At 56.8% G+C, this 23,045-nt stretch carries 19 protein-coding genes; 15 read left to right on the top strand and 4 right to left on the bottom strand.

Annotated elements, in window-relative coordinates:
• Nucleotides 1–300: 300 nt before the first annotated feature.
• The 11 genes from QMN93_RS21120 to cheZ all read left to right on the top strand — a co-directional run bounded on the left by QMN93_RS21120 (nucleotide 301) and on the right by cheZ (nucleotide 11,917).
• Nucleotides 301–873, top strand: coding sequence for a spore coat protein U domain-containing protein (locus QMN93_RS21120; protein WP_023312260.1), 573 nt, complete (start codon nucleotides 301–303; stop codon nucleotides 871–873).
• A gap of 12 nt (nucleotides 874–885) precedes the next feature.
• Nucleotides 886–1,434, top strand: coding sequence for a spore coat U domain-containing protein (locus QMN93_RS21115; protein WP_039263671.1), 549 nt, complete (start codon nucleotides 886–888; stop codon nucleotides 1,432–1,434).
• Nucleotides 1,435–1,450: 16 nt separating this feature from the next.
• Nucleotides 1,451–2,206, top strand: coding sequence for a molecular chaperone (locus tag QMN93_RS21110; RefSeq protein ID WP_193139495.1), 756 nt, complete (start codon nucleotides 1,451–1,453; stop codon nucleotides 2,204–2,206).
• Nucleotides 2,182–4,566: a fimbria/pilus outer membrane usher protein gene (locus QMN93_RS21105; RefSeq protein ID WP_193139493.1), complete on the top strand. Its 2,385-nt coding sequence runs from the start codon at nucleotides 2,182–2,184 to the stop codon at nucleotides 4,564–4,566. Before QMN93_RS21110 ends, QMN93_RS21105 begins: the two co-directional genes overlap by 25 nt.
• Nucleotides 4,563–5,525: a spore coat U domain-containing protein gene (locus QMN93_RS21100; protein ID WP_069303012.1), complete on the top strand. Its 963-nt coding sequence runs from the start codon at nucleotides 4,563–4,565 to the stop codon at nucleotides 5,523–5,525. The genes QMN93_RS21105 and QMN93_RS21100 overlap by 4 nt, the downstream gene beginning before the upstream one ends.
• Before the next feature lie 84 nt (nucleotides 5,526–5,609).
• The gene (tar, locus tag QMN93_RS21095) at nucleotides 5,610–7,277 is read left to right on the top strand and encodes a methyl-accepting chemotaxis protein II (protein ID WP_045888837.1); all 1,668 of its coding nucleotides are present in this window, start codon (nucleotides 5,610–5,612) and stop codon (nucleotides 7,275–7,277) included.
• A gap of 44 nt (nucleotides 7,278–7,321) precedes the next feature.
• Nucleotides 7,322–8,923 (top strand): methyl-accepting chemotaxis protein IV, encoded by a 1,602-nt coding sequence (tap, locus tag QMN93_RS21090; protein ID WP_023312254.1) that lies wholly within the window; start codon nucleotides 7,322–7,324, stop codon nucleotides 8,921–8,923.
• Between the two features lie 19 nt (nucleotides 8,924–8,942).
• On the top strand, nucleotides 8,943–9,809 hold the full coding sequence (gene cheR, locus QMN93_RS21085; RefSeq protein ID WP_023312253.1) for a protein-glutamate O-methyltransferase CheR: 867 nt from the start codon (nucleotides 8,943–8,945) through the stop codon (nucleotides 9,807–9,809).
• Nucleotides 9,806–10,855 carry a chemotaxis response regulator protein-glutamate methylesterase gene (locus QMN93_RS21080; RefSeq protein ID WP_029741783.1) on the top strand — a complete coding sequence of 350 codons (1,050 nt, stop codon included), beginning with the start codon at nucleotides 9,806–9,808 and terminating at the stop codon, nucleotides 10,853–10,855. Before cheR ends, QMN93_RS21080 begins: the two co-directional genes overlap by 4 nt.
• Nucleotides 10,856–10,872: 17 nt before the next feature.
• Nucleotides 10,873–11,262, top strand: a complete 390-nt coding sequence (gene cheY, locus QMN93_RS21075) for a chemotaxis response regulator CheY (protein WP_008500431.1) — start codon at nucleotides 10,873–10,875, stop codon at nucleotides 11,260–11,262.
• Nucleotides 11,263–11,272: 10 nt separating this feature from the next.
• A complete protein-coding gene (cheZ, locus tag QMN93_RS21070) occupies nucleotides 11,273–11,917 on the top strand; it encodes a protein phosphatase CheZ (protein WP_023312251.1) in 645 nt (214 codons plus the stop codon).
• Nucleotides 11,918–11,965: 48 nt separating this feature from the next.
• Here cheZ and QMN93_RS21065 read toward each other — a convergent pair whose 3' ends face one another.
• The 4 genes from QMN93_RS21065 to QMN93_RS21050 all read right to left on the bottom strand — a co-directional run bounded on the left by QMN93_RS21065 (nucleotide 11,966) and on the right by QMN93_RS21050 (nucleotide 17,123).
• Nucleotides 11,966–13,129, bottom strand: coding sequence for a fimbrial protein (locus QMN93_RS21065; RefSeq protein ID WP_069303011.1), 1,164 nt, complete (start codon nucleotides 13,127–13,129; stop codon nucleotides 11,966–11,968).
• A 4-nt stretch (nucleotides 13,130–13,133) separates the two neighbouring features.
• On the bottom strand, nucleotides 13,134–15,653 hold the full coding sequence (locus QMN93_RS21060; RefSeq protein WP_193139491.1) for a fimbria/pilus outer membrane usher protein: 2,520 nt from the start codon (nucleotides 15,651–15,653) through the stop codon (nucleotides 13,134–13,136).
• A 30-nt stretch (nucleotides 15,654–15,683) separates the two neighbouring features.
• Nucleotides 15,684–16,376 carry a molecular chaperone gene (locus QMN93_RS21055; protein WP_182383748.1) on the bottom strand — a complete coding sequence of 231 codons (693 nt, stop codon included), beginning with the start codon at nucleotides 16,374–16,376 and terminating at the stop codon, nucleotides 15,684–15,686.
• Nucleotides 16,377–16,505: 129 nt separating this feature from the next.
• Nucleotides 16,506–17,123, bottom strand: coding sequence for a fimbrial protein (locus QMN93_RS21050; protein WP_310590834.1), 618 nt, complete (start codon nucleotides 17,121–17,123; stop codon nucleotides 16,506–16,508).
• A gap of 462 nt (nucleotides 17,124–17,585) precedes the next feature.
• On the opposite strand from QMN93_RS21050, the gene flhB reads away from it, so the two are divergent.
• The 4 genes from flhB (at nucleotide 17,586) to QMN93_RS21030 (ending at nucleotide 23,042) form a co-directional block, all read left to right on the top strand.
• Nucleotides 17,586–18,734: a flagellar biosynthesis protein FlhB gene (gene flhB / locus QMN93_RS21045; protein WP_033145863.1), complete on the top strand. Its 1,149-nt coding sequence runs from the start codon at nucleotides 17,586–17,588 to the stop codon at nucleotides 18,732–18,734.
• Nucleotides 18,727–20,805: a flagellar biosynthesis protein FlhA gene (gene flhA / locus QMN93_RS21040; protein WP_033145862.1), complete on the top strand. Its 2,079-nt coding sequence runs from the start codon at nucleotides 18,727–18,729 to the stop codon at nucleotides 20,803–20,805. Before flhB ends, flhA begins: the two co-directional genes overlap by 8 nt.
• Nucleotides 20,805–21,197, top strand: a complete 393-nt coding sequence (locus tag QMN93_RS21035; protein ID WP_033145861.1) for a flagellar protein FlhE — start codon at nucleotides 20,805–20,807, stop codon at nucleotides 21,195–21,197. Before flhA ends, QMN93_RS21035 begins: the two co-directional genes overlap by 1 nt.
• A 261-nt stretch (nucleotides 21,198–21,458) precedes the next feature.
• Nucleotides 21,459–23,042 (top strand): MFS transporter, encoded by a 1,584-nt coding sequence (locus QMN93_RS21030; RefSeq protein ID WP_039263661.1) that lies wholly within the window; start codon nucleotides 21,459–21,461, stop codon nucleotides 23,040–23,042.
• Nucleotides 23,043–23,045 lie beyond the last annotated feature (3 nt).

Below are 23,045 nucleotides of genomic sequence, written 5' to 3'. Positions count from 1 at the left end.
TTTATTAATTTTGTTGTTAATGTGCTGACGATATATTGTGATCGACGTCACACTTTAATGGATATATTCTCCCCGAATAGAATAAAATCGCTGCCTGAATTAATTTAACCTTCTGTTATTTATAAGAAAGTTGAGTCAATAAGACATATGCCTTATGCGTTAAGGGTCGGGTGGTCGAAGCGATATCCGTAAACTAAATTCTCAATAACCCCTTCAGAGGAACGTTAAGCGGGGCTAACATCTTGAACGACAAAAATAAAATGTGGCAAGGGAACGGAGACGTCTTCTGGAGGGTGGTAAATGAAAAGAAAACTTCTTTTGATCTGCGCAGGCACCTTACTGGCTGCGACAACGGCTCATCAGGCGCTGGCCGTCACCAGCAGCGGCACCATCGGTGCAACGCTGACGCTGACAAACGGGTGTCTGATAAACGGCTCGCCCGCACAAAGTGGCATTAACTTCGGTACGCTCGATTTCGGTACCCATCCGGCAACCTTTTCCACGCTTACGACGCAGCTGAGCGGCGCCAGCGGCGGAAACACCTTCACCATTCAATGTACGACCGCCAGCTATACGGTCGCGATCACCGGTAATACCCACTCCACCGCGCCCGGCTCGGTTGTCGGTTCGCCGGGCACGCCTGAACGCTATCTGGTGAATACGGCCAACGCGGCACAGGGCGTGGCTTACAGCCTGTACAGCGACAGCGGGTTTAACACCGTGATTGCCAATAACGCCGCGCTGCCGATCGCGTCTACGGCCGGAGGGGTGGACAGTTACACCCTCTACGGACGGATTACCGGCGGCGGTAACAGCGTGACGGTCGTTCCGGGAACCTACACCGACACGATTAACGTCAGCGTCACCTACTAGTCCCGAACCGCCATGAAGGCATCTCTCACAGGTCTGCGCAAACGCGCAGAGGGACGCGTGCAGCCTTTTTTCGCGCTGATCGTCGGATTGCTCACGATGCCCACGGCGGATGCGGTGACATCCCAGTCGTTTAAGGTCAGCGCGACGATTGTCCCGGGATGCGCGGTGGCCACCGGTAGCGGAGGGCTTCTCGGTACGCTGGATTTTGGCAGCCATAACGGCGTCGAGAGCGCGCCGGTGAGCACCAGCTTTGTGCCAAACGGGGCGTTGTCTATTGCCTGTACGCCAGGCGTGGCGCTGAGCATGAGCATTAATGGCGGTCAAAATTATTCATCCGTTCGCCGCATGAAGCGCGCGAACGGCGTCGATATGGTGCCATACCGGCTCTACAGCAGCAGCTCGCTGGCCGCAAACAGCGAAATTGGCGTCAACCAGGCGATAGCGGTGACCTATACCAACAGCAATAACATCGCGCTGCCGCTTTTTGGCGTGGCGCTATTGACCGGGTTTAGCCCGGCGGGAACCTATTCCGATCAGCTCACCGTGACCTTGTCATGGTAATAAAGGGAGAGTGTTGATGAAGCCATTTTTCAGACCGGTTTGTCTGGCGGGCGCGTTGGGAATGGCGGTTGCTGGCCAGGCGCAGGCGGCGGCCTCCATCCTGCTCTGGCCCATCGATCCCTGGCTTGCTGCAGACGCCAACGCCACGGAACTGTGGATCCAGAACCAGGGAAATAGTGCCACGACGATGCAGGTCCGCATTGTGCGCTGGAAGCAGGAGGACGGACACGAGCGCTATACCGCGCAGCAGGACGTGGTCGCCAGCCCGCCCATCGTCACGATTGGCACAGGCAGCAAGCAGCTTATTCGCCTTATCAAACAGGCTTCGGTTCCCGCTGGGGTCGAACAGGCCTATCGCATTATCGTCGATGAAATTCCCCAGCCAGATGCCAAAGCCGAACCCGCCATCGGCCTGAAATTGCAGATGCGTTACTCCATCCCTCTGTTCGTATATGGACAGGGGATCCCGACCATCAAAGAGGGCGCGCATCACGCGCTGGCGGAGACCCAAAACCTGAGCTGGCGGGTGACGCAGGCGGAGGGAAAGCCTGCGCTGGAGGTCAAAAATCGGGGTGATGTTCACGTCAGGCTGAGCCAGGTGGCGCTGGAGCAGGGCGGTCAGAAACGCACGGTGGCGGAGGGATTGCTGGGTTACGTCCTGCCGGGCAGCACCCGCAGCTGGCCTATACCCGCTGGCGTTCGTCAGCCAGAGCGGATGAGCGCGCAGATTAATGCCAGGGACGAACAATGGCAGTCGACGCCCGTCCACTGAAGCCGGCGATGATGATACTGCTATGCGTCAGTTCAGCGACCCTGGCCGGGCCCGGCGACGACAGTTTACCGCCGCCTCCCCAGGCACAGGCGATAAATGATGAAGCGGTTTTCCAGCTGGCCATCGTGGTCAATCACTACGATACCGGCCTGGTCGTGCCCGTGACGCAGCGTAAAGGCGCTTTCTTTATCTCCAGCGCCGATTTGCTGCGCGCGGGGCTGCCCCCGGCGCACGTTCCCACCGGCGAGGTAAATCTCTCCTCGCTTGCTCAGGTTCGGGTGGAGTACGACAGCGCCGCGCAGCGCCTGCTGCTTAACGTTCCCCGCGACTGGGTGACGGCCCGCGTGACGCCTTTCAGCGCGCAAGCGGCGCAGGCCAAACCGCACTACGGGCGCGGGGCGCTGCTGAATTACGATCTCTACACCAACCACACGGAACATATCGGCGGTCAGGCGTCGATCTGGCATGAGTTCCGCTACTTCAACGAGAACGGCTCGTTTTCCTCGACCGGTTACGCGCGGGAAAATTTCACCGGTAACGACGGACAGCAGGAAGGGTATGTCCGCTATGACACGACCCTGCTGTTCACTAACGAAGATGACGCGATGAGCTGGAGCGCCGGGGACGTGATCAGCGATGCCCTGAGCTGGAGCTCCAGCGTGCGGATGGGGGGGATAAGCGTCGGGCGGGATTTCTCCCTGCGTCCTGACCTGGTGACATGGCCGCTGCCCGAGTTCGCGGGGGAAGCCGCGGTACCCACTTCGGTCGATCTTTTTATCAACGGCTATCGCTCCGGCTCAACCCAGCTTCAGCCGGGCCCCTTCACCCTGACTAATCTGCCCTACATCAACGGCGCCGGGGATGCGGTGCTGGTCACGACGGATGCGCTGGGGCGCCAGGTAAGCACCACGCTACCGTTTTACGTCACCAGCGACCTGCTCAAACAAGGGCTGAGCGACGGCGCCGTGACGCTCGGCAGCCTGCGGCGTAATTACGGTATCAAGAATTTTGACTACGGTCCGGCAGCCGGCAGCGGCTCGTATCGCTACGGAATGACGGACTGGCTAACCCTCGAGGGCCACGCGGAAGGGGCGCAGGAGCTGGCGCTGGGCGGTGCGGGGACGGTGATAAAACTCGGCCAGTTTGGCGTGGTGAATACCTCTTACTCGCAAAGCCGCATGCGCGGTGATGCGGGCGGGCAAATCAACTGGGGTTACCAGTACAGTACCAGCGAGTTTAGCGTCGCCACCCAGCACACGCGTCGCGACCGCGGCTTTGGCAATCTCGCCCTTTACGATCAGCCGACGGTGTATGACGAAAACGATAAGCCCATCGCCAGCTTTAGCCGTAATACGGACCAGTATTCGCTGACCTTCAATCTGGGACGGTACGGCAATATCGGTGCGGCCTGGATCGGCGTGGAGAGTTTTGACAGCCAAAAAACCGAGCTGCTCAATCTCTCCTGGAGCCGCAACCTGTGGGGGGCGAGCAGCATTTACCTGGCCGGCAGCCGGGATCGGCAGCGGGGAGACTGGACGGTCGCGCTGTCGCTGCAGGTGCCGCTTGGTGCGCGCGACAGCGCTGCCGTCACCGTTGAAAACACCCCGGATGCAGGCAGTACCCAGCGCATTAACTACAACCACTCCATGCCTTCTGACGGTGGGTTCAGCTGGAACATGGCCTGGGCCAACCAGTCAAGATCCAGTGATTATCAACAGGGTACGCTGGGCTGGCGCAATAACAACATCGAGCTGCAGGGCGGCGGCTATGGCGAAAGGGATGCCATGACCTGGTGGGGCGAGGCGATGGGCGCCGTTGTGCTGATGGACGGCGAGCTGTTCGCGGCGAATAAGATCAACGATGCGTTTGTGGTCATCAGTACCGACGGCCACCCGGACGTGCCCGTCAGCTATGAGAACCAGCCCGTCGGTAAAACCAATAACAACGGCTACCTGCTGGTCAGCGGGGTGTCGGCGTATTACCCGGCAAGCTACCGGATTGATACTTTGAATCTGCCGGCGGATACCCGTCTGAAAGAGACCGAGCGGCGGATCGCGATTCGGCGCCACAGCGGCTATCTGGTCGATTTCCCGATGGAGCAGGAGAGGGTGGCAAGCGTTATTCTGCATGACGCGCGCGGGAAGGCGTTGCCGGTGGGAAGCCAGGTTCGACGCGCCTCGCGCAGCAATGCGGTGGTGGGGTATGACGGCATCGCCTGGCTGGAAAATCTCAGCGATGTGAACCCGCTGGAGGTGATCGCACCTGACGGGAGGCGCTGTAAGACTACCCTGACCGTGGGGGCCAATCCGGAGCACAAGCTGAAAACCTACGGGCCGCTGGTTTGCCGGGAGGCGCCATGACGCGCCTGCTGCTATTCATCCTGCTGCTGTTCTCCGGCGGCGGCTGGGCGGCGTGTACCGTCAGTACGGTTAATGCGTCGTTTGGCAGCGTCACCTCGTTCGCGCTTAGCGGAACCGGAGAAGTTCAAACCACCGGCACGCTGGTGGTGGCCTGCGATGCCGTACTGAATCTGCTGACCAGCGACTCGGTAACGCTGACCTACACCGCGGCATCGGTTTCGGGCAGCAGCCGGGCCACGATGAAACGCACGGATAATGCGGCCATCACCGACGCGATCCCCACCCGGCTGTGCGGGTTATCGGGATGCGCGAGCAGCAGCGAGGTACAGATAAGTAAATCGTATACCTGGAGCGGGAGTACCCTGCTGGGGTTGCTGGGGTCAAAGCAGTACAACATTCCGCTCTATTTCCGCACCGTCGCCGGGCAAAACGTCACTGCCGGGCCATATCAGGTGCAGTTAACCTTCAGCATTAACTACAGCGTCTGCTCCGTGGGCGCGCTTGGCATTTGCACAATCAATCAGACGGGAACCGCGACAACCACCATCCTGCTGGATATGACCGTTACCAACGACTGCAGCGCCATGACCACGCCAGATGTGAACTTCAACAGCGCGCCGCTGGTGCAAAGTTTCCCCACCGTCTCGCAGGCGATTGCCGTCACCTGTACCAAAGGAAGTTCGTATACCATCGGCATTAACAACGGTGCCAACGCGCTGAACAACGTGCGGCGGATGGTGAGCGGCAGCAACGCCATGAGCTACGACATCTATAAGGAAGCCACCGGTAACCGCTGGGGCGGCAGCGGTAGCGAGCGCTGGTCCAGCGCGGTATCGTCCCAGGTCAGTACCGACGGTTTACTGCGCACCTACAACTACACCGCTAAAGTCCTGACCAATCAGGCCACGCCGCCCGCCGGAACCTACACCGACACGCTGATTGTCGACGTGGCGTTTTAACCCCGCGCTTTTCCCTTTCGCAAATGTAAAGTTCCTGTGGGCTGTGCCGATAACACCGTTAATAAATCTATGAGAAGGTGTTGTATGTTGAACCGTATCCGCGTTGTCACAATGCTCATGATGGTGCTGGTCATTTTCGCACTTCTTCAGCTCATCTCCGGCGGGCTTTTTTTCTCGTCATTAAAACAGAACCAGGACAGCTTCGCGGCCTCGAACGATCTCCGCCTGCAGCAGAGTGAACTCACCTCAACGTGGGATCTGATGCTGCAAACGCGTATCAATCTGAGCCGCTCGTCCGCGCGCATGATGATGGACCCCAACAATCAGCAGAGCAGCGCGAAAACCGATCTGTTGAAAAATGCCCGTGCCACCCTCGCTGACGCCGCGAAACATTACGACGCCTTCAAAAAGATCGCCCCGCAGCCTGCTATGGAGCAGGTGAGCCAGAATATCGATGAAAAATACAATGCCTACCATACCGGCCTGACAGAGCTGATTCAGTTCCTGGAGAGCGGCAACATGGACGCCTATTTCGCGCAGCCAACGCAGGGGATGCAAAACGCACTCGGCGCGGCGCTGGGGGAATACGCGAAGGTCAGTGGCGATCTCTATCACTCGGCCTTTACGGCAAGCCAGAATGACTACCGCTTTGCAAAATGGCAGATGGCCGTGATGGCGTTGGCGCTGGTCATTGTGCTGGTCGCGGTCTGGTACGGCATTCGCCATATCCTGCTGAACCCTCTCGGGCGCGTCATTGCCCACATTCGCGAAATTGCCGGCGGTGACCTGACCAAAACGCTGACCGTTTCCGGGCGCAATGAGATCACCGAGCTGGCAAACAGCGTTGACCATATGCAGCGTTCGTTAATCGAAACCGTCGCGAACGTGCGCAACGGGTCGGAGGCTATCTACACCGGCACCAGCGAAATTGCGATGGGGAATAACGACCTCTCATCCCGTACCGAGCAGCAGGCGTCCGCCCTGGAAGAGACGGCCGCCAGCATGGAGCAGCTCACCGCGACCGTGAAGCAGAACGCCGATAACGCCCGCCAGGCGTCTCAGTTGGCGGAAAGCGCCTCCGAGACGGCGCAGCGCGGCGGCCGCGTGGTGGATGGCGTGGTGAAAACCATGCACGAAATCGCCGACAGCTCGAAGAAAATCGCCGACATCATCAGCGTTATCGACGGCATTGCCTTCCAGACCAACATTCTGGCGCTGAACGCCGCCGTGGAAGCGGCGCGCGCGGGTGAACAGGGGCGCGGGTTTGCCGTGGTGGCCGGGGAAGTACGCAACCTGGCCAGCCGCAGCGCCAACGCGGCCAAAGAGATCAAGTCCCTGATTGAAGATTCCGTCTCCCGCGTGGATACCGGCTCCGTGCTGGTGGAAAGCGCCGGGGAGACCATGAATGACATCGTGAATGCCGTCACCCGCGTGACGGACATCATGGGGGAAATCGCCTCTGCGTCCGATGAGCAGAGTCGTGGTATCGACCAGGTTGCCCTGGCGGTATCGGAAATGGATCGCGTGACACAGCAAAACGCCGCGCTGGTGCAGGAGTCCGCTGCGGCGGCCGCTGCTCTGGAAGACCAGGCGAGCCGTCTGAAGATGGCCGTCTCGGCGTTTCGTCTCGCTTCACTCGCTGGAAATACGGTCACCCCGCAGGCGACGTATCGTGCGCCAGCCGCTGAATCGGCTGCACACCGTACGCGCACCGCGACGACCGGACAAGATGAAAACTGGGAAACATTTTGACTGACAATTAAACCGCGGCTGCTTGCCGCTTGATGGGAGCGTGGATGTTAAATCGTATTCGTATCTCGACCACACTGTTTTTGATTCTGATCCTTTGCGGTGTGTTGCAGGTTGGCAGTAACGGGTTGTCTTTTTGGGCGTTTCGCGATGGCTATCAGAATTTGCAGGAAGTTGAGGCGAGTAATCAGCAGCGCTCCGCACTGGCACAAACGCGTGCCGTGCTGTTGCAGGCAAGCACTGCGCTGAACAAGGCGGGAACCTTAACCGCGCTGAGTTATCCGCCGGATGACATTAAAGCGCTGATGGCGACCGCGCGCGACAGTCTGAAGCAGGCTGACGCACAGTTTAAAGCCTTTACGGCGCAGGCCGCCGACAGTGAGAAAGAGAAAGCGCTGAAGGCCGCCATGAAGACGAACTTTGAGCAGTGGTACAGCGATCTGGACCACCAGGCGACGTGGCTTGAGAACAACCAGCTTTCGGACTTTATGACTGCACCGGTTCAGGCGTCTCAGGCGGCGTTTGACGGCAGCTTTAACGCGTGGCAGCAGGATATTAACCAGTCTGTTCAGCGTGCCGGTGACCAGAGTCGTCAAAGCTATCACATGTCGGGCGTCATCTTTGCCGTGGTGGTGATCCTGGCAGGGCTGCTGACCGGCGGGGCACTGCTCTGGTCGCGCAGAATGATCGTGCAGCCGCTGGCGATTATCAGCAGCCACTTCGACAGTATTGCGAAAGGGGACCTGGCGCGTCCGGTCGCGGTGTTCGGCAAAAACGAAATTTCGGCGATCTTTGCCAGCCTGAAGGCGATGCAGGGATCGCTGCGGGAAACGGTGAGCGACGTGCGGCAGGGCAGCTATGCCATGCACACCGGGATCTCTGAGATTGCTGCGGGGAACAACGATCTCTCGTCCCGCACCGAGCAGCAGGCGGCCTCGCTGGCGCAGACGGCGGCCAGCATGGAGCAGTTAACCGCGACGGTAGGCCAGAACGCCGATAACGCGCGTCAGGCGTCTGACCTGTCAAAACAGGCGGCGATGACGGCGAAGAAAGGCGGCGACCAGGCGTCCCATGTCGCCAGCACCATGCAGGAGATTGCCACCAGCTCGCAGAAAATTGGTGACATCATCAGCGTGATTGACGGTATCGCGTTTCAGACCAACATTCTGGCGCTGAATGCCGCCGTGGAAGCGGCGCGCGCCGGTGAGCAAGGGCGCGGGTTTGCGGTGGTGGCGGGGGAGGTGCGTAACCTGGCGAGCCGCAGCGCCAACGCGGCGAAAGAGATTAAGGTGCTGATCGAAGAGTCGGTTTCGCGCGTTCAGCAGGGCTCAACGCTGGTGGATACGGCGGCGAAAACCATGCACGAGATCGTCACCTCCGTGACGCGGGTGAACGACATCATGGGCGAGATTGCCTCTGCGTCGGATGAACAGCGTCGCGGCATTGAGCAGGTTGCCCAGGCCGTCAGCCAGATGGATCAGGTGACGCAACAGAACGCCTCGTTAGTCGAGGAAGCGGCAGCGGCAACCGATCAGCTGGCCAGCCAGGCGGATCGTCTGACCGGACTGGTCGCGGTATTTAATGTGAAAGAGCACGTTGAAGCAGTAACAGAAGTCGGGCGGTCGCAGGCCGTGCCAGTTGTATCCTGAATGTAATTAAGAAGGCGCTATGACATCACCAATGCCCCCTGGGCAAACGTCATTATTGTTGCAGATGACACAGCGCCTCGCGCTGTCCGACGCGCATTTTCGTCGGATATGTCAGTTAATCTACCAGCGTGCGGGGATCGTGCTTGCGGATCATAAGCGGGACATGGTCTACAACCGTCTGGTGCGGCGCTTGCGTACGCTGGGGCTGGATGATTTTGGCCGCTATCTGAGCATGCTCGAGGCGAACCAGAACAGCGCAGAGTGGCAGGCTTTTATTAACTCGTTAACCACCAACCTGACGGCGTTTTTCCGTGAAGCTCACCACTTCCCGGTCCTGGCCGAGCACGCCCGCCGTCGCACCGGGGAGTATCGCGTATGGAGCGCGGCCGCCTCGACGGGTGAAGAGCCGTACTCGCTGGCGATCACCCTTGCTGACACCCTGGGCATGACGCCCGGACGCTGGAAAGTCTACGCCAGCGATATCGATACCGAGGTGCTGGAGAAGGCGCGTAACGGCGTGTATCGCCAGGATGAACTGAAAACGCTGTCGCCGCAGCAGCTGCAGCGTTATTTCATGCGCGGCACGGGCCCGCATGAAGGCCTGGTGCGCGTACGCCAGGAGCTGGCGAACTGCGTCGAATTCGCGCCCGTTAACCTGCTGGATAAGCAGTACAACGTGCCGGGGCCGTTCGATGCCATTTTTTGCCGTAACGTCATGATCTATTTTGATAAAACGACGCAACAGGACATTTTGCGTCGGTTTGTTCCGTTGCTCAAGCCTGACGGTTTACTGTTTGCCGGGCACTCGGAAAACTTCAGCAACCTCGCGCGTGAGTTTAGCCTGCGTGGGCAAACGGTATATGCGCTGAGTAAGGAAAAAGCATGAGTAAAATCAGGGTGTTGTCTGTCGATGATTCAGCGCTGATGCGTCAGATCATGACTGAAATTATCAATAGCCACAGCGACATGGAGATGGTGGCGACTGCGCCCGATCCTCTGGTAGCGCGGGATTTAATTAAAAAATATAACCCCGACGTGCTAACGCTGGATGTCGAGATGCCGCGCATGGATGGCATAGATTTCCTCGAAAAATTAATGCGCCTTCGGCCCATGCCGGTGGTGATGGTCTCTTCCCTGACCGGAAAAGGATCGGAAATCACCCTGCGCGCGCTGGAGCTGGGGGCGGTGGATTTTGTCACCAAACCGCAGCTCGGCATTCGCGAAGGGATGCTGGCCTACAGCGAAATGATTGCGGAGAAGATCCGCACCGCGTCGCGGGCGAAGCTTGCTGCCCATACGCCATTGGCCGCGCCTGCGACCCTGAAGGCCGGTCCCTTACTCAGCTCGGAAAAACTGCTGGTTATTGGGGCGTCAACCGGAGGAACAGAGGCAATTCGTCATGTACTCCAGCCATTGCCGCTTTCAAGTCCGGGTATTCTGATCACTCAGCATATGCCGCCAGGCTTTACCCGTTCGTTCGCCGAACGCCTGAACAAGCTGTGCCAGATCAGCGTGAAGGAGGCGGAAGACGGCGAGCGCGTGCTCCCGGGACATGCCTATATCGCCCCGGGCGACAAGCATATGGAGCTGTCGCGCAGCGGCGCTAACTATCAAATCAAAATTCATGACGGACCGCCGGTCAACCGGCACCGTCCGTCGGTGGATGTGCTGTTTCATTCGGTGGCGAAACATGCGGGGCGCAACGCCGTTGGGGTGATCCTGACGGGGATGGGCAACGATGGTGCCGCCGGAATGCTTGCAATGCACCAGGCTGGCGCCTGGACGATTGCGCAGAATGAAGCAAGTTGTGTGGTGTTCGGCATGCCGCGCGAGGCCATCAATATGGGTGGCGTGAGCGAAGTGGTCGATCTTAGCCAGGTAAGCCAGCAGATGCTGGCGAAAATCAGTGCCGGACAGGCAATACGTATTTGACTCAGGAGTATTATTTTATGGCGGATAAAGAGCTTAAGTTTTTGGTTGTGGACGACTTTTCCACCATGCGTCGTATCGTGCGCAACCTGCTGAAAGAGCTGGGCTTCAACAACGTTGAAGAAGCAGAAGACGGCGTTGATGCGCTGAACAAACTGCAGGCTGGCGGGTTTGGTTTTGTTATCTCCGACTGGAACATGCCAAACATGGACGGTCTGGAACTGCTGAAAACCATTCGTGCCGATGCCGGAATGGCGTCTATGCCGGTTCTGATGGTTACTGCAGAAGCGAAAAAAGAGAACATCATTGCCGCTGCACAGGCGGGCGCAAGCGGCTATGTGGTGAAGCCATTCACCGCGGCAACCCTGGAAGAGAAGCTCGGTAAGATCTTCGAGAAACTCGGCATGTGAGGTGATGGAAATGTTGCAACCTGCTATGAAACCCGTTGAAGAACACTCGCCGAGCGATATTATCGTTCGCATCGGCAGCCTGACGCGCATGCTGCGTGACAGCCTGCGTGAGCTGGGTCTGGATCAGGCGATTGCCGAAGCGGCGGAAGCCATTCCTGATGCCCGCGATCGTCTGGACTATGTTGTGCAGATGACCGCTCAGGCCGCGGAACGTGCGCTGAACAGCGTTGAAGCGTCACAGCCGCACCAGGATGCGATGGAAAAGGGGGCGAAAGCGCTGAGCAAACGCTGGGACGAGTGGTTTGAGAACCCTATCGAGCTGGCGGATGCCCGCGAGCTGGTGACGGATACCCGTCAGTACCTGGGTGATGTGCCGGGGCACACCAGCTTCACCAACGCCCAGCTGCTGGACATCATGATGGCGCAGGATTTCCAGGACCTGACCGGTCAGGTGATCAAGCGCATGATGGATGTTATTCAGGAGATTGAGCGTCAGCTGCTGATGGTTCTGCTGGAGAACATCCCTGAACCGGCAGCCCGTCCAAAACGCGAGAACGAAAGCCTGCTCAACGGTCCACAGCTCGACGCCAGCAAGGCGGGCGTTGTGGCAAGCCAGGATCAGGTCGACGATCTGCTGGACAGCCTCGGCTTCTGATTGTTCTGATTACCCTCAGGCTGCGGCGTCAACCTGAGGGTAGTTCGGTTAGCGAAGATCCATCTTCACCGTCACGTTACCTTCAAAGCGGCCCGGGGCCGGAGAGGCATTGGTCGTGCTGACCGGTACAGCCTGAATTTTGACCACACCGTTTCCCTGCGCGTCCATCGTCACCGGAAACTCATAGGTCCCGTCCAGCGCGACGTTCTGACTGTGTTCATCATATACACGCACCCCGAGGTCGTCCCTGTCCAGAAGTTTTGCAATGTACGGCGTACTGCTGTCCGCGACCCCCTGATCTGCGGTCAGCGTGAGCTTTATCCGGTCCGTGTTTCCCACTGCGTTATCATCACAGTGATAGGCAATATCAACGTTTTTGATGGCATAACGTTTTGGCGGTTGCCCCTTGATGACGAATTGCTTGCTGACAATGCTGCCGAACTCAACCTCAATAGTGCTGCCTTCGTTGATAACGCAGCTTAGCGGCGCAGAAAGCGTGCCGCTAAACCAGATATCAGAGACCTGATCTGCCTGCCCGGGATCGCAGCTTCCCCCCGAGCCGAAATAAAGACAGGCATAGTTTTGCGCGACGATCGTCGAAGGGATCACCTCTTGACCCAGGATGGGTTTTTTAATGTGAAGCAGGATCGCAACGACGTTCCAGCGGAAATTACGCTTTACTGTAGCGGCGTTGCTCGGCTGGGTGCCACTACTGCAAACGTTGGCATCTCCCTCCGTTTTGGCGAGTGCATTCTCGCTAGTGTTACGCATATTAGCTCTGGACGTCGGGTATTCATTGACAGCTATCGGGGTCAAAGAAGTGCCGTCCGGAGAGTTGATTGCATCCGCATAGGCGGTGATATCGGCATCGATCTTTTCTGTCAAATAGCCGTATCCGCTTGTTCCCGGTTTCAACGGGCTTCCGGCGAAGGTTTTTTCATAAACCATGCTCGAAGAAAATATATTCCCGGGACAGCTGCAGTTGGCCACTATCACCGGGCCATTGCCGACCAGATGATTTGGCACATCATAGTCATGATTGGCGATATTTTCGCTGGACGAAAACTCATGATCGAACGTCGTGGTGTAGGCTTGCGGCGCACCGAAGCAGTCATGAAGTAAAGTCGCGGCCATGCTCGGGCTGGTTGCGGTCAGGCTCAGTGCCGTGGCCAATGAAGCCCAGACGGCCCGTTTCGTGAGTATAGTTGTCATGTGCTTATTCCTGCTGACAAAGCTCGCTAACCGAGCGAATACCGTTAGGGCTTTCGGTTTGGTTAGCTGACTGTTGCGTAATGCTGGCGCGGCACTGTTGGCCCATGCCGTTGCCCCATTTCACGGTGAGCTGCGCGGTCTCTCCAATGCCTGCCAGATAGACGGTGCTGGTTTCATCGACAATGCCGCTCATCACCGGGTCGCTACTGGTCGCGATGGCGCCGAACGGAACGGGGAGACCGTTTGGACGCTTCAGGGTGACCAGCATCCGGTAGCCTGTGTGGGCGTCAAATCTGGCCAGAACTGCCGCGTTGCGCGAGGGAATGACGGTGATGGCGGTATCGCTGCTGTCCACATTTTCCGGCAGGCTCGAGGTATCAATACGAATATTGTTCTCCTGGTACGGAGTGAGCGATGGAATGACTGCGTTACCCTGCCAGTCGGTCTGAATACCCCGCTGGTTCAGGAAACGGACGCCGGAAGCATCGTTGGCGTTGACGATAGCAAACTGGCTTCCTAAAGGTTGAGCCAGCGTGATGCCCTGAGGATGGGCAACAATACCGCCGCTAATGCCGTAGTTAAGCTGCTGAGAGTGATCGGTGGAAGCGTAATATCCGGCGGTCAGATTGGCGTACTGCGAGCGGTAGCTGCCATAGACGCTGCTGATATCTTCCCCGTCGTGGTTGGAGTGGCTCTGCTGCAACGAGTAGCTCAGACGCTCATCCTCCAGAAGCGTGCCGCTGAGGCCCACGTTTTGCCGCGTATAGCCATTTTTAGTGTTGCTGATGTTATAGCTACTCCAGGCGCGTGGCAGCCATCTGGCGAGAGGAATGCTAAATCCCAAAGAGACCATCCTGTCAGACTCGTCGCCGTTGGTTTTGCTGTACGTATAGGCAATGTGATAGCTCGTGCCGGCAACAACGGTATTGAATCCCAGAGACAGGTTGCGCTCTTTTTTAGAGGTGCCCCAGTAATCCTGCTGATAACCGTTAAGATACAGACTTACCCCAGCAACGGTTTGGCTAACGCTGGCCTGAATGCGGTTGCGTTTATTGTAACGAAACAGCAGATCGTCATCGTGGCCGTCATGCTTCTGGTTGGCGTCGGCAAAGCTGTAATACCCGCGGCTGGAGTATCGGTAGCTGCCGAGGCTGAAGTTGGTATCGGTCGAATCCAGCTTACCGGTATAAAGCAAACGCCATGACTGGCCGGTATGCTGGCTGTTATCGTCTAGCCGGGTATCGGCCATGGTAACGTCAGCGGACAGCGAGCCCAGCGGCCCGAGCGCCAGACCGGCACCGGTATTGGCTGCGTTATAGTCTTTCGAGAGCGTCAGCCCTCCAAACCAGGTGAGAAGGTTATTTAAACCGTAAATCATGCTTCCCTGGAAAAAGTCGGGTTCCTTTTGGTCGCTCCCGCTTTCAGCACGATAACGGCCTGCTGTCATTTCGTACTTCATATGCCCAGGCCGCAGCATAACCGCGATACTGGAGTAGGGCTGCGTAAAGCGATGCTCGGTGCCGTCAGCTTCTTTCACCGTAACGTCCAGATCGCCGCTGTTGGTCGTGGAGTAGAGATCGTCGATTTCGAACGCGCCCGGCGCGACATTTTGCTGATAGATGAGGTAGCCATTCTGGCGCACCGAGACTTCCGCATTTGAACTGGCGATGCCGCGTATGACAGGGGCATAGCCGCGTTGGCTGTAGGGAAGCATCTCTTCATCCGACGCAAGGTTAACGCCCCGGTACTGTAAGCTATCAAATACCTCGCCCCGCGTGTTGCTTTCTCCGGCCGTGAACTGTGCCTTGAGGGCGTCAACGTCATGCTGGAGGAAGGTATTGATGTTTTCCCACAGGTTTTCATTCTCTGAATTGCTCCACGTTGAATAGTTGCGCACTCGCCAGCCACCCATGTTGGCGCCGGTGCGCAAATTCAGATACTGACTGGTGGCGCTGTTGTCGCCGCTCTCCTTATTTTTTGATCCTGAGAAAGCGTAGTCACTGAACAACACGGGAACACCGTCGTCCCAGCGCGAAGGATCGATGTAATCGCGACCGGTACTTCTTAACGAGGCCTGAGGAATACTCAACGCTAATGTCATGTTTGAAAAATCAAGCCGCGCGGAGGCCTGGGGGATATAGTTGCTGATATCTTTAGGCAAAGCCTTATTGGCGGGTAACGCAAGCAAGGCGGGATACTGGTCGATAGCAACCCCCCATGCCCGCAGCATATCCGGTGTGAGCTGCGGTATCAGTGACCCTTCCGGGGAGCTGACGTAAGCGATACTGGTGGTGCTCAGGCGGTGTTCGTTCACCTGCACTCGTGAAGAATAGGTGCCGGGTAGCTGAGCATTCGACTTTGAAAAGAGTGAAAGGTCGATATCCTGCTGGGCCAGCATGTCTCCTTCAAGCGATGAGGGTGAGAAACGATACTCACGGGCCAGCGTCGAGAAGCTCGCGATGAGCAAGACACCGCCAAGGCAGCGAAGTAGCGGATTCGGTCTAAAGAGCCGCTCGTATGACATATCATTACGTCCTGTCATCATCGCGGTTTTTTAATCCTGCGCCAGGGTGGCGGTGTATTTTTCGGAAGCATTGCCATAATCGGTTATGCAGCGCCAGGTGACGCTCGTCCCCTGAGCATTGTCAGGGAGAGGAATGTCAGCGTGGAATTTAGGGGCAACCATGTCGGCTTTCTCCACTTTGTGCACTCCCAGCGCAAGTGAATCAAAGACGCTGTAGAACGCCCCCTCGTTGATGACAGTGAGCTGTTGACCATGACGCGCGAAGCGCAGGTTTTTGCAGGATTCAGAGGGCGTACCGCTCAGTCCGACAGGGCGCCAGAACAGTTTCAGACGCGTTTTATAGATTAACCGCAGGACGTTTTTGTCTCCCTCATCCGTAGCCGTGGCAGGAACGGTTCGTACGTTCATATAGAACAGAGACTCTTTATCGCCTGCTAAGGTTGTCCCGTTCCAGGTAATACGCAGGCTTTGCTCTTTTTGCGGATCGAGCCGAAAGAGAGGCGGTGTCACGATAAACGGTCCGTGCGTTTTACCATCACCTGTATCCGTCCATGACTGTATTAACCATGGAAGCTCTTTATCATTATTTTGTAAGGGCAGGGCAACTTCCTTTTTCGCGGCATCGTAGATTATGCGTGTGCGACCGATCTGAATACCTGCTGCGTGACAAAAGGTGCTCGCAATAACAGGAATGCATAATAAGACCTGGAGTAAAATGCGCATGGTGAAACCTTTAATAAAGGAGGTTAAGGGGAAATGATAATAGTCCGAGTCCGGACTATTATCAGATCATGACTCCTTAAACGTCATGACGCCTAAATATATATATTATGAATATCAGTAATACGATTATTAACGGTAAAGAATATTTACCGTCATATCAGCATCTGCTGGACCGGCGGTAACCGCATCTGCAAATGATTTATAGCGGGCATTAAAATCAGCTTTAATCGTATCTTCGGATTTTGTCGCCAGTTCGATATAGATTTGCCCTTCAGCGCCATCCATCGTGATGAGCTTATCATCTTTACCCGCCGGGCTGACGGCAATGCCGATACCGGTGGCCGCGGTTTCGCCCGTGGTGGTAATTTTACTGACGTCCAGCAGCGTTTTGGTCTTGGTCAGGGTCGTTGGGCCGTTAAAGGTCAGCTGAACAGCCGGAAGCCCAGCGCTTGTTAACGGGCAGTTCGCCAGCGTAATGGAGAACTCCGTAAGTGCGGTCTCCTTCCCAACGGTATTAAACAATGATGTAGGATAGGTACCCAGTGGTATAGTACTGTCCGTGCCGTCGTCACCCTGAATGGTGCAGCTTGATTCGATAATTTCACCCGTGAAATGAATTGTGCCAGCATTCATTTCTGCGGCGAAACCATTCATCGACAGTGTTGCAAGGGCTAAGCCCGCAATAATATTCTTTTTGAAATCCATATTAAATGTCCCTTTAAGTAAAAAGAAATATCTGGCATACATTTTGCTTTCTGGTGAAAAGTAAATTATGTCGTATGAAATTATAACATTTAATTTTCTGCTGGTAAGGTAGTCTCAGGATTAATGTTATATAGATTTATCCATTTTTGGATTATGTGGGGGAATGATTTATATGGTTTCGATTGCTGTGAATTATTGAATTTACATAGTTATATCATTCCTGCAATACCAGGTAGTTAAAATCGACGGTTATGTTAATTTTTTTTCGGGATGTTTTAGAGCAAATGTTCTTTAAAACTGCGCTTAATTCATTTTGTAATATGAAACACATCACAAAAGCTGGAGAATGTTCGTTCGAACATTCCTTACCCTTTTTTCCCTAGCCCGAATTGCAGAGTGGGGGCTTAAACAGGATAAAAAGACCCGGTTATAGGGGTTTTTCAGCCCATTGATGAAAGGCGGTGCTGGCATGATACCCGTGACGTAATGGGCTGAGCATGCACTGTGGCAGAAGAGAACGACGACAAAACGGAAGCCCCCACACCCCACCGACTAGAAAAAGCGCGTGAGGAAGGGCAGATCCCCCGATCCCGAGAATTGACCTCCCTGCTGATCCTTATCGTAGGGGTGTGCATTATCTGGTGGGGCGGGGAGTCGCTCGCCCGCAAGCTGGCGGGAATGTTGTCCACCGGCTTACGTTTTGACCACAGCATGGTCAACGATCCGAATCTGATCCTCAGCCAGATTATTCAGCTTATTAAAGGGGCCATGGTCGCGCTGCTGCCCCTGATAACCGGGGTCGTGCTGGTCGCGCTGGTCTCTCCGGTGATGCTCGGCGGCCTGGTTTTTAGTGCCAAATCGCTGCAACCGAAATTTTCCAAACTGAACCCGCTGCCGGGTATCGCGAAAATGTTCTCTGCGCAGACCGGGGCTGAGCTGCTCAAAGCCGTTCTCAAATCGGTGCTGATGGGCAGTTCCGCAGGCTTTTACCTCTGGTACCACTGGCCGGAAATGATGCGTCTTATCAGCGAATCGCCGCTCACCGCGATGAGCAACGCGCTGAATCTGGTCGGGCTCTGCGCGCTGCTGGTGGTGCTCAGCATTATCCCGATGGTGGGTTTTGACGTGATCTTCCAGCTTTATACCCACTTCAAAAAGCTGCGCATGTCGCGTCAGGATATCCGTGACGAATATAAGCAGATGGAAGGTGACCCGCACGTAAAAGGGCGTATCCGCCAGATGCAGCGTGCCGCCGCCCGTCGTCGGATGATGGACGATGTGCCGAAGGCCGACGTCATCGTCACCAACCCGACACACTATTCCGTTGCGCTGCGCTATGACGAAAACAAAATGAGCGCGCCGAAAGTCGTTGCGAAAGGGGCGGGGCTGATCGCACTGCGTATCCGGGAAATTGGCACTGAAAACCGCGTGCCGATTCTGGAAGCCCCTCCGCTGGCGCGTGCCCTGTACCGCCATGCGGATATCGGACAACAGATCCCGGGACAACTTTACGCCGCCGTGGCGGAAGTGCTGGCCTGGGTGTGGCAGTTGAAGCGCTGGCGTCTGGCTGGCGGTCAGCGGCCTGTGAAACCTGAAAACCTTCCGGTGCCTGCCGCGCTGGATTTTATGAACGAGAAGGACACTGATGGCTAATCTGGTGGCAATGTTGCGCCTGCCCGGCAACCTGAAATCGACCCAATGGCAAATCCTTGCCGGGCCGATTCTGATCCTGCTAATTCTGTCGATGATGGTACTGCCGCTCCCGGCATTCATCCTCGATCTGCTTTTCACTTTCAATATTGCGCTGTCCATTATGGTGCTGCTGGTGGCGATGTTCACCCAGCGTACCCTGGAGTTTGCCGCGTTCCCGACCATTCTGCTGTTTACCACCTTGCTCCGACTGGCGCTGAACGTGGCGTCCACGCGTATCATCCTGATGGAAGGTCACACCGGTGCGGCAGCGGCAGGTAAAGTGGTGGAGGCGTTCGGCCACTTCCTGGTAGGCGGCAATTTCGCTATCGGTATCGTGGTGTTCGTTATCCTCGTTATCATCAACTTTATGGTTATCACCAAAGGTGCAGGGCGTATCGCGGAAGTGGGCGCGCGTTTTGTGCTGGACGGGATGCCGGGCAAGCAGATGGCGATCGACGCCGATCTGAACGCCGGCCTTATCGCCGAAGATGAAGCCAAAAAACGCCGTTCGGAAGTGACGCAGGAGGCGGACTTCTACGGCTCCATGGACGGTGCGAGCAAGTTTGTGCGCGGTGACGCCATCGCGGGCATTCTGATCATGGTGATTAACGTGGTCGGCGGCCTGCTGGTGGGGGTATTGCAGCACGGGATGGACATGGGCCACGCGGCGGAAAGCTATACGCTGCTGACCATTGGTGACGGTCTGGTTGCGCAGATCCCGGCGCTGGTTATCTCTACTGCGGCGGGTGTGATTGTGACCCGCGTGAGTACCGATCAGGACGTTGGCGAGCAGATGGTGGGCCAGCTCTTCAGCAACCCGCGCGTTATGCTGCTGGCCGCTGCCGTTCTGGGTTTGCTCGGCCTGGTGCCGGGGATGCCAAACCTGGTATTCCTGCTGTTTACGGCGGGTCTGCTGGGGCTTGCCTGGTGGATGCGTGGCCGTGAAATCAAACCGGCAGCGGAACCTGTTCAGGTAAAAATGCCGGAGAACACCCAAGCCGTCGAAGCGACCTGGAACGACGTTCAGCTGGAAGATTCTCTGGGAATGGAAGTAGGCTATCGCCTGATTCCGATGGTCGATTTCCAGCAGGACGGCGAGCTGCTTGGCCGTATCCGCAGTATCCGTAAAAAATTCGCCCAGGATATGGGCTTCCTGCCGCCGGTTGTACACATCCGCGACAATATGGACCTGCCGCCCGCGCGCTATCGCATTCTGATGAAAGGGGTCGAAATTGGCAGCGGTGATGCCTATCCGGGCCGCTGGCTGGCGATTAACCCCGGTACCGCCGCGGGCACGCTGCCGGGCGAGCAAACCATCGATCCAGCCTTTGGCCTGGCCGCTATCTGGATTGAAAGTGCCCTGAAAGAGCAGGCGCAAATCCAGGGATATACGGTTGTTGAAGCCAGTACCGTGGTGGCGACCCATCTTAATCACCTGATCGGGCAATTCTCGGCAGAGCTGTTTGGCCGTCAGGAAGCGCAGCAGCTGCTTGACCGCGTCACGCAGGAGATGCCGAAGCTGACGGAAGATCTGGTCCCGGGCGTGGTGACTTTAACCACGCTGCACAAGGTGCTGCAAAACCTGCTCGAAGAGAAAGTGCCGATCCGCGATATGCGCACCATTCTCGAAACCCTTGCCGAGCATGCGCCGATACAAAGCGATCCGCACGAGCTGACGGCGGTGGTACGTGTGGCGCTGGGTCGTGCGATCACCCAGCAGTGGTTCCCGGGAACCGGAGAAGTGCAGGTCATTGGCCTCGATACGCCGCTTGAACGCCTGCTACTGCAGGCCCTGCAGGGCGGGGGCGGCCTGGAGCCGGGCCTGGCGGACCGTCTGCTGGCGCAAACGCAGGAGGCGCTGGCGCGCCAGGAGATGCTGGGCGCGCCGCCGGTGCTGCTGGTGAACCATGCGCTGCGTCCGCTGCTGTCGCGCTTCCTGCGTCGTAGCCTGAACCAGCTGGTCGTGCTGTCGAATATGGAGCTGTCGGATAACCGTCACATCCGCATGACTGCGACGATTGGAGGAAAATAATGCGTAAATGGCTCTGGATTTTGTTCTTCCCGCTGGCGGCGCACGCTGCCGGGGAAGGCACCTGGCAGGCAAGCAGCATGGGAGTGACCCTCAGCAACCGGGGCGTTGCTATGTCATCTAACCCGCTGTCGCCTTCTGAAGGCGTGTCCGGTCAGATGGGCCTTGTGGTCTGGAATTACCGGCTGATTGGCCCAACGCCCGCAGGGCTGCGGGTGCGCCTCTGTTCTCAGACGCGCTGCACGGAAATCGATGGCGAAAATGGCACGACGCAGGCGTTCAACGGCGTACCGGCCATTGAACCTTTGCGTTTCATCTGGGAAGTGCCGGGCGGGGGACGTTTAATCCCGGCGCTGAAAGTACAGAGTAATTCTGTCATCGTGAACTACCGCTAACACCCTGCCTTTTCACCAGCCATCAGCAATTTTGATGGCTGGCTCTCAAAACTGACCTCACCTTTTGATCAAATAGAAACGCTGTTTTATAAATCAGTGACGCGCGTGACGGTACTCTTTGCATTATTGCCATTGACCCTCTTAGCGATGGCAGAAACAGAAAGGTATCAACCGGTCGATGCATTTACTGTAGCCGTATAAAAGCTCCCGGAAGACGCTTGCTTGCAGGGAGTCTCCCAAAACTGATTAGGGGTGACGGCAATGAGAACACGTAAAATTGGGCTCGCAAATTATCTCGCTTACGGGTCAGGCGATTTCCTCGGGGCGGGTACCACCGCCCTGACGGCGGCCTGGCTTTTATATTTTTATACCACCTTCTGCGGGCTCTCACCGATCGAAGCAACGTTTATCTTTGCCGCTGCAAGGGTGCTGGATGCCGTCGTTAGCCCGTTAATGGGCTTTTTAACCGATAACTTTGGGACGACCTGGCTCGGTAAGCGCTTCGGCCGTCGTAAGTTTTTTATCCTGCTGGGAATTCCGTGCGTGTTCAGCTACTCGCTGATGTGGGTTGGGGACATGAGCTTCTGGTACTACCTGCTGACCTATCTGGTGTTTGATATTGTCTACACCATGATTCTGGTGCCGTACGAAACGCTGGTACCGGAAATGACCGATGACTTTAAACAGAAAACCAAGTTCTCCGGGGCGCGTATCTCAATGGCGCAGATGTCCGCCATTCTGGCCTCCTTCCTGCCGGGGATCCTGTTAACCCACTTCGGGAAAGAAAACGCCATCTCCTTCTTCTACGCAAGCCTGGTCTTCTCCTTGCTCTGCGCCCTGATGCTAACCTTCGTCTGGTTCTTTACCTGGGAACGCCCGCGCGAAGAGTGGTCAGAAGCGGCGCTGCGTGCTGAAGAAGAGAAGAAGAAGCTGACGCTGGGGCAGAGCCTCAATCGCCTGATCGTTGAGTTAAGCTCCACGCTGCGCATCAAGATTTTCCGTCAGCATCTGGGCATGTACCTTGGCGGCTATATCGCGCAGGACGTGTTTAATGCGGTATTCACCTACTACGTGGTGTTCGTGTTGATGCAGGAAGCGTCAATGGCGTCCAATCTGCTGGGCACGATGGCTATTTTCCAGTTCTTTGCGGTTATCGCCATGATCCCGCTGTGCATCCGTTTCGGGCCTGCACCGTCCTACCGCATGGTCGTGGTGCTGTTTGGTCTGGCCTCTCTCTCTTACGCCATGCTCTATTACGCGGGCCTGAGCGACGTCTACGCTCTGCTGTTGCTGATCTCAGCGGTTGCCGGTCTCGGTCGCGGCGGTATCAACTACGTGCCGTGGAACACCTATACCTACATTGCTGACGTGGATGAAGCGATCACCGGCCAGCGCCGCGAAGGGATCTTCGCGGGCATCATGACCCTGACCCGTAAGGCGTCACAGGCCGGTGCGGTGATGCTGGTGGGCATCGTGATGCAGATGTCCGGCTTTGTCAGCGGCCAGAAAGTGCAGCCTGCGGAAGTGAGCCACACCATTTTGACTATCCTGAGCGTGGGCACGATCCTGGTGCTGTTCTGCGGCTTCCTCGTTTCCCTGCGCTTCAGGCTCAATTTGCAGACCCACAGCACGCTGCGCGAGGAGACCGCGAAAATGCGTGAGTGTGGTCATGCGATGCCTGAGTCAGCGACGCCACACGCCCGCGCCACCGTCGAGATGCTGGCCGGTATGCCTTATGAGTCACTGTGGGGCAATAACAACATCGGTTATCTGAATCGCAATAAGCCAGCGGCACCCTCGCTGAAGGATCGCGCGGTACTGAATTCGACATACAACAGAGGTTAAGAT

The organism is Enterobacter sp. R-1.6.2 (assembly GCF_035064085.1).
Lineage (GTDB): Bacteria > Pseudomonadota > Gammaproteobacteria > Enterobacterales > Enterobacteriaceae > Enterobacter > Enterobacter asburiae_B.
The sequence above is the reverse complement of the archived record's forward strand: the minus strand, read 5'-3'. Positions and strand labels throughout refer to the sequence as shown.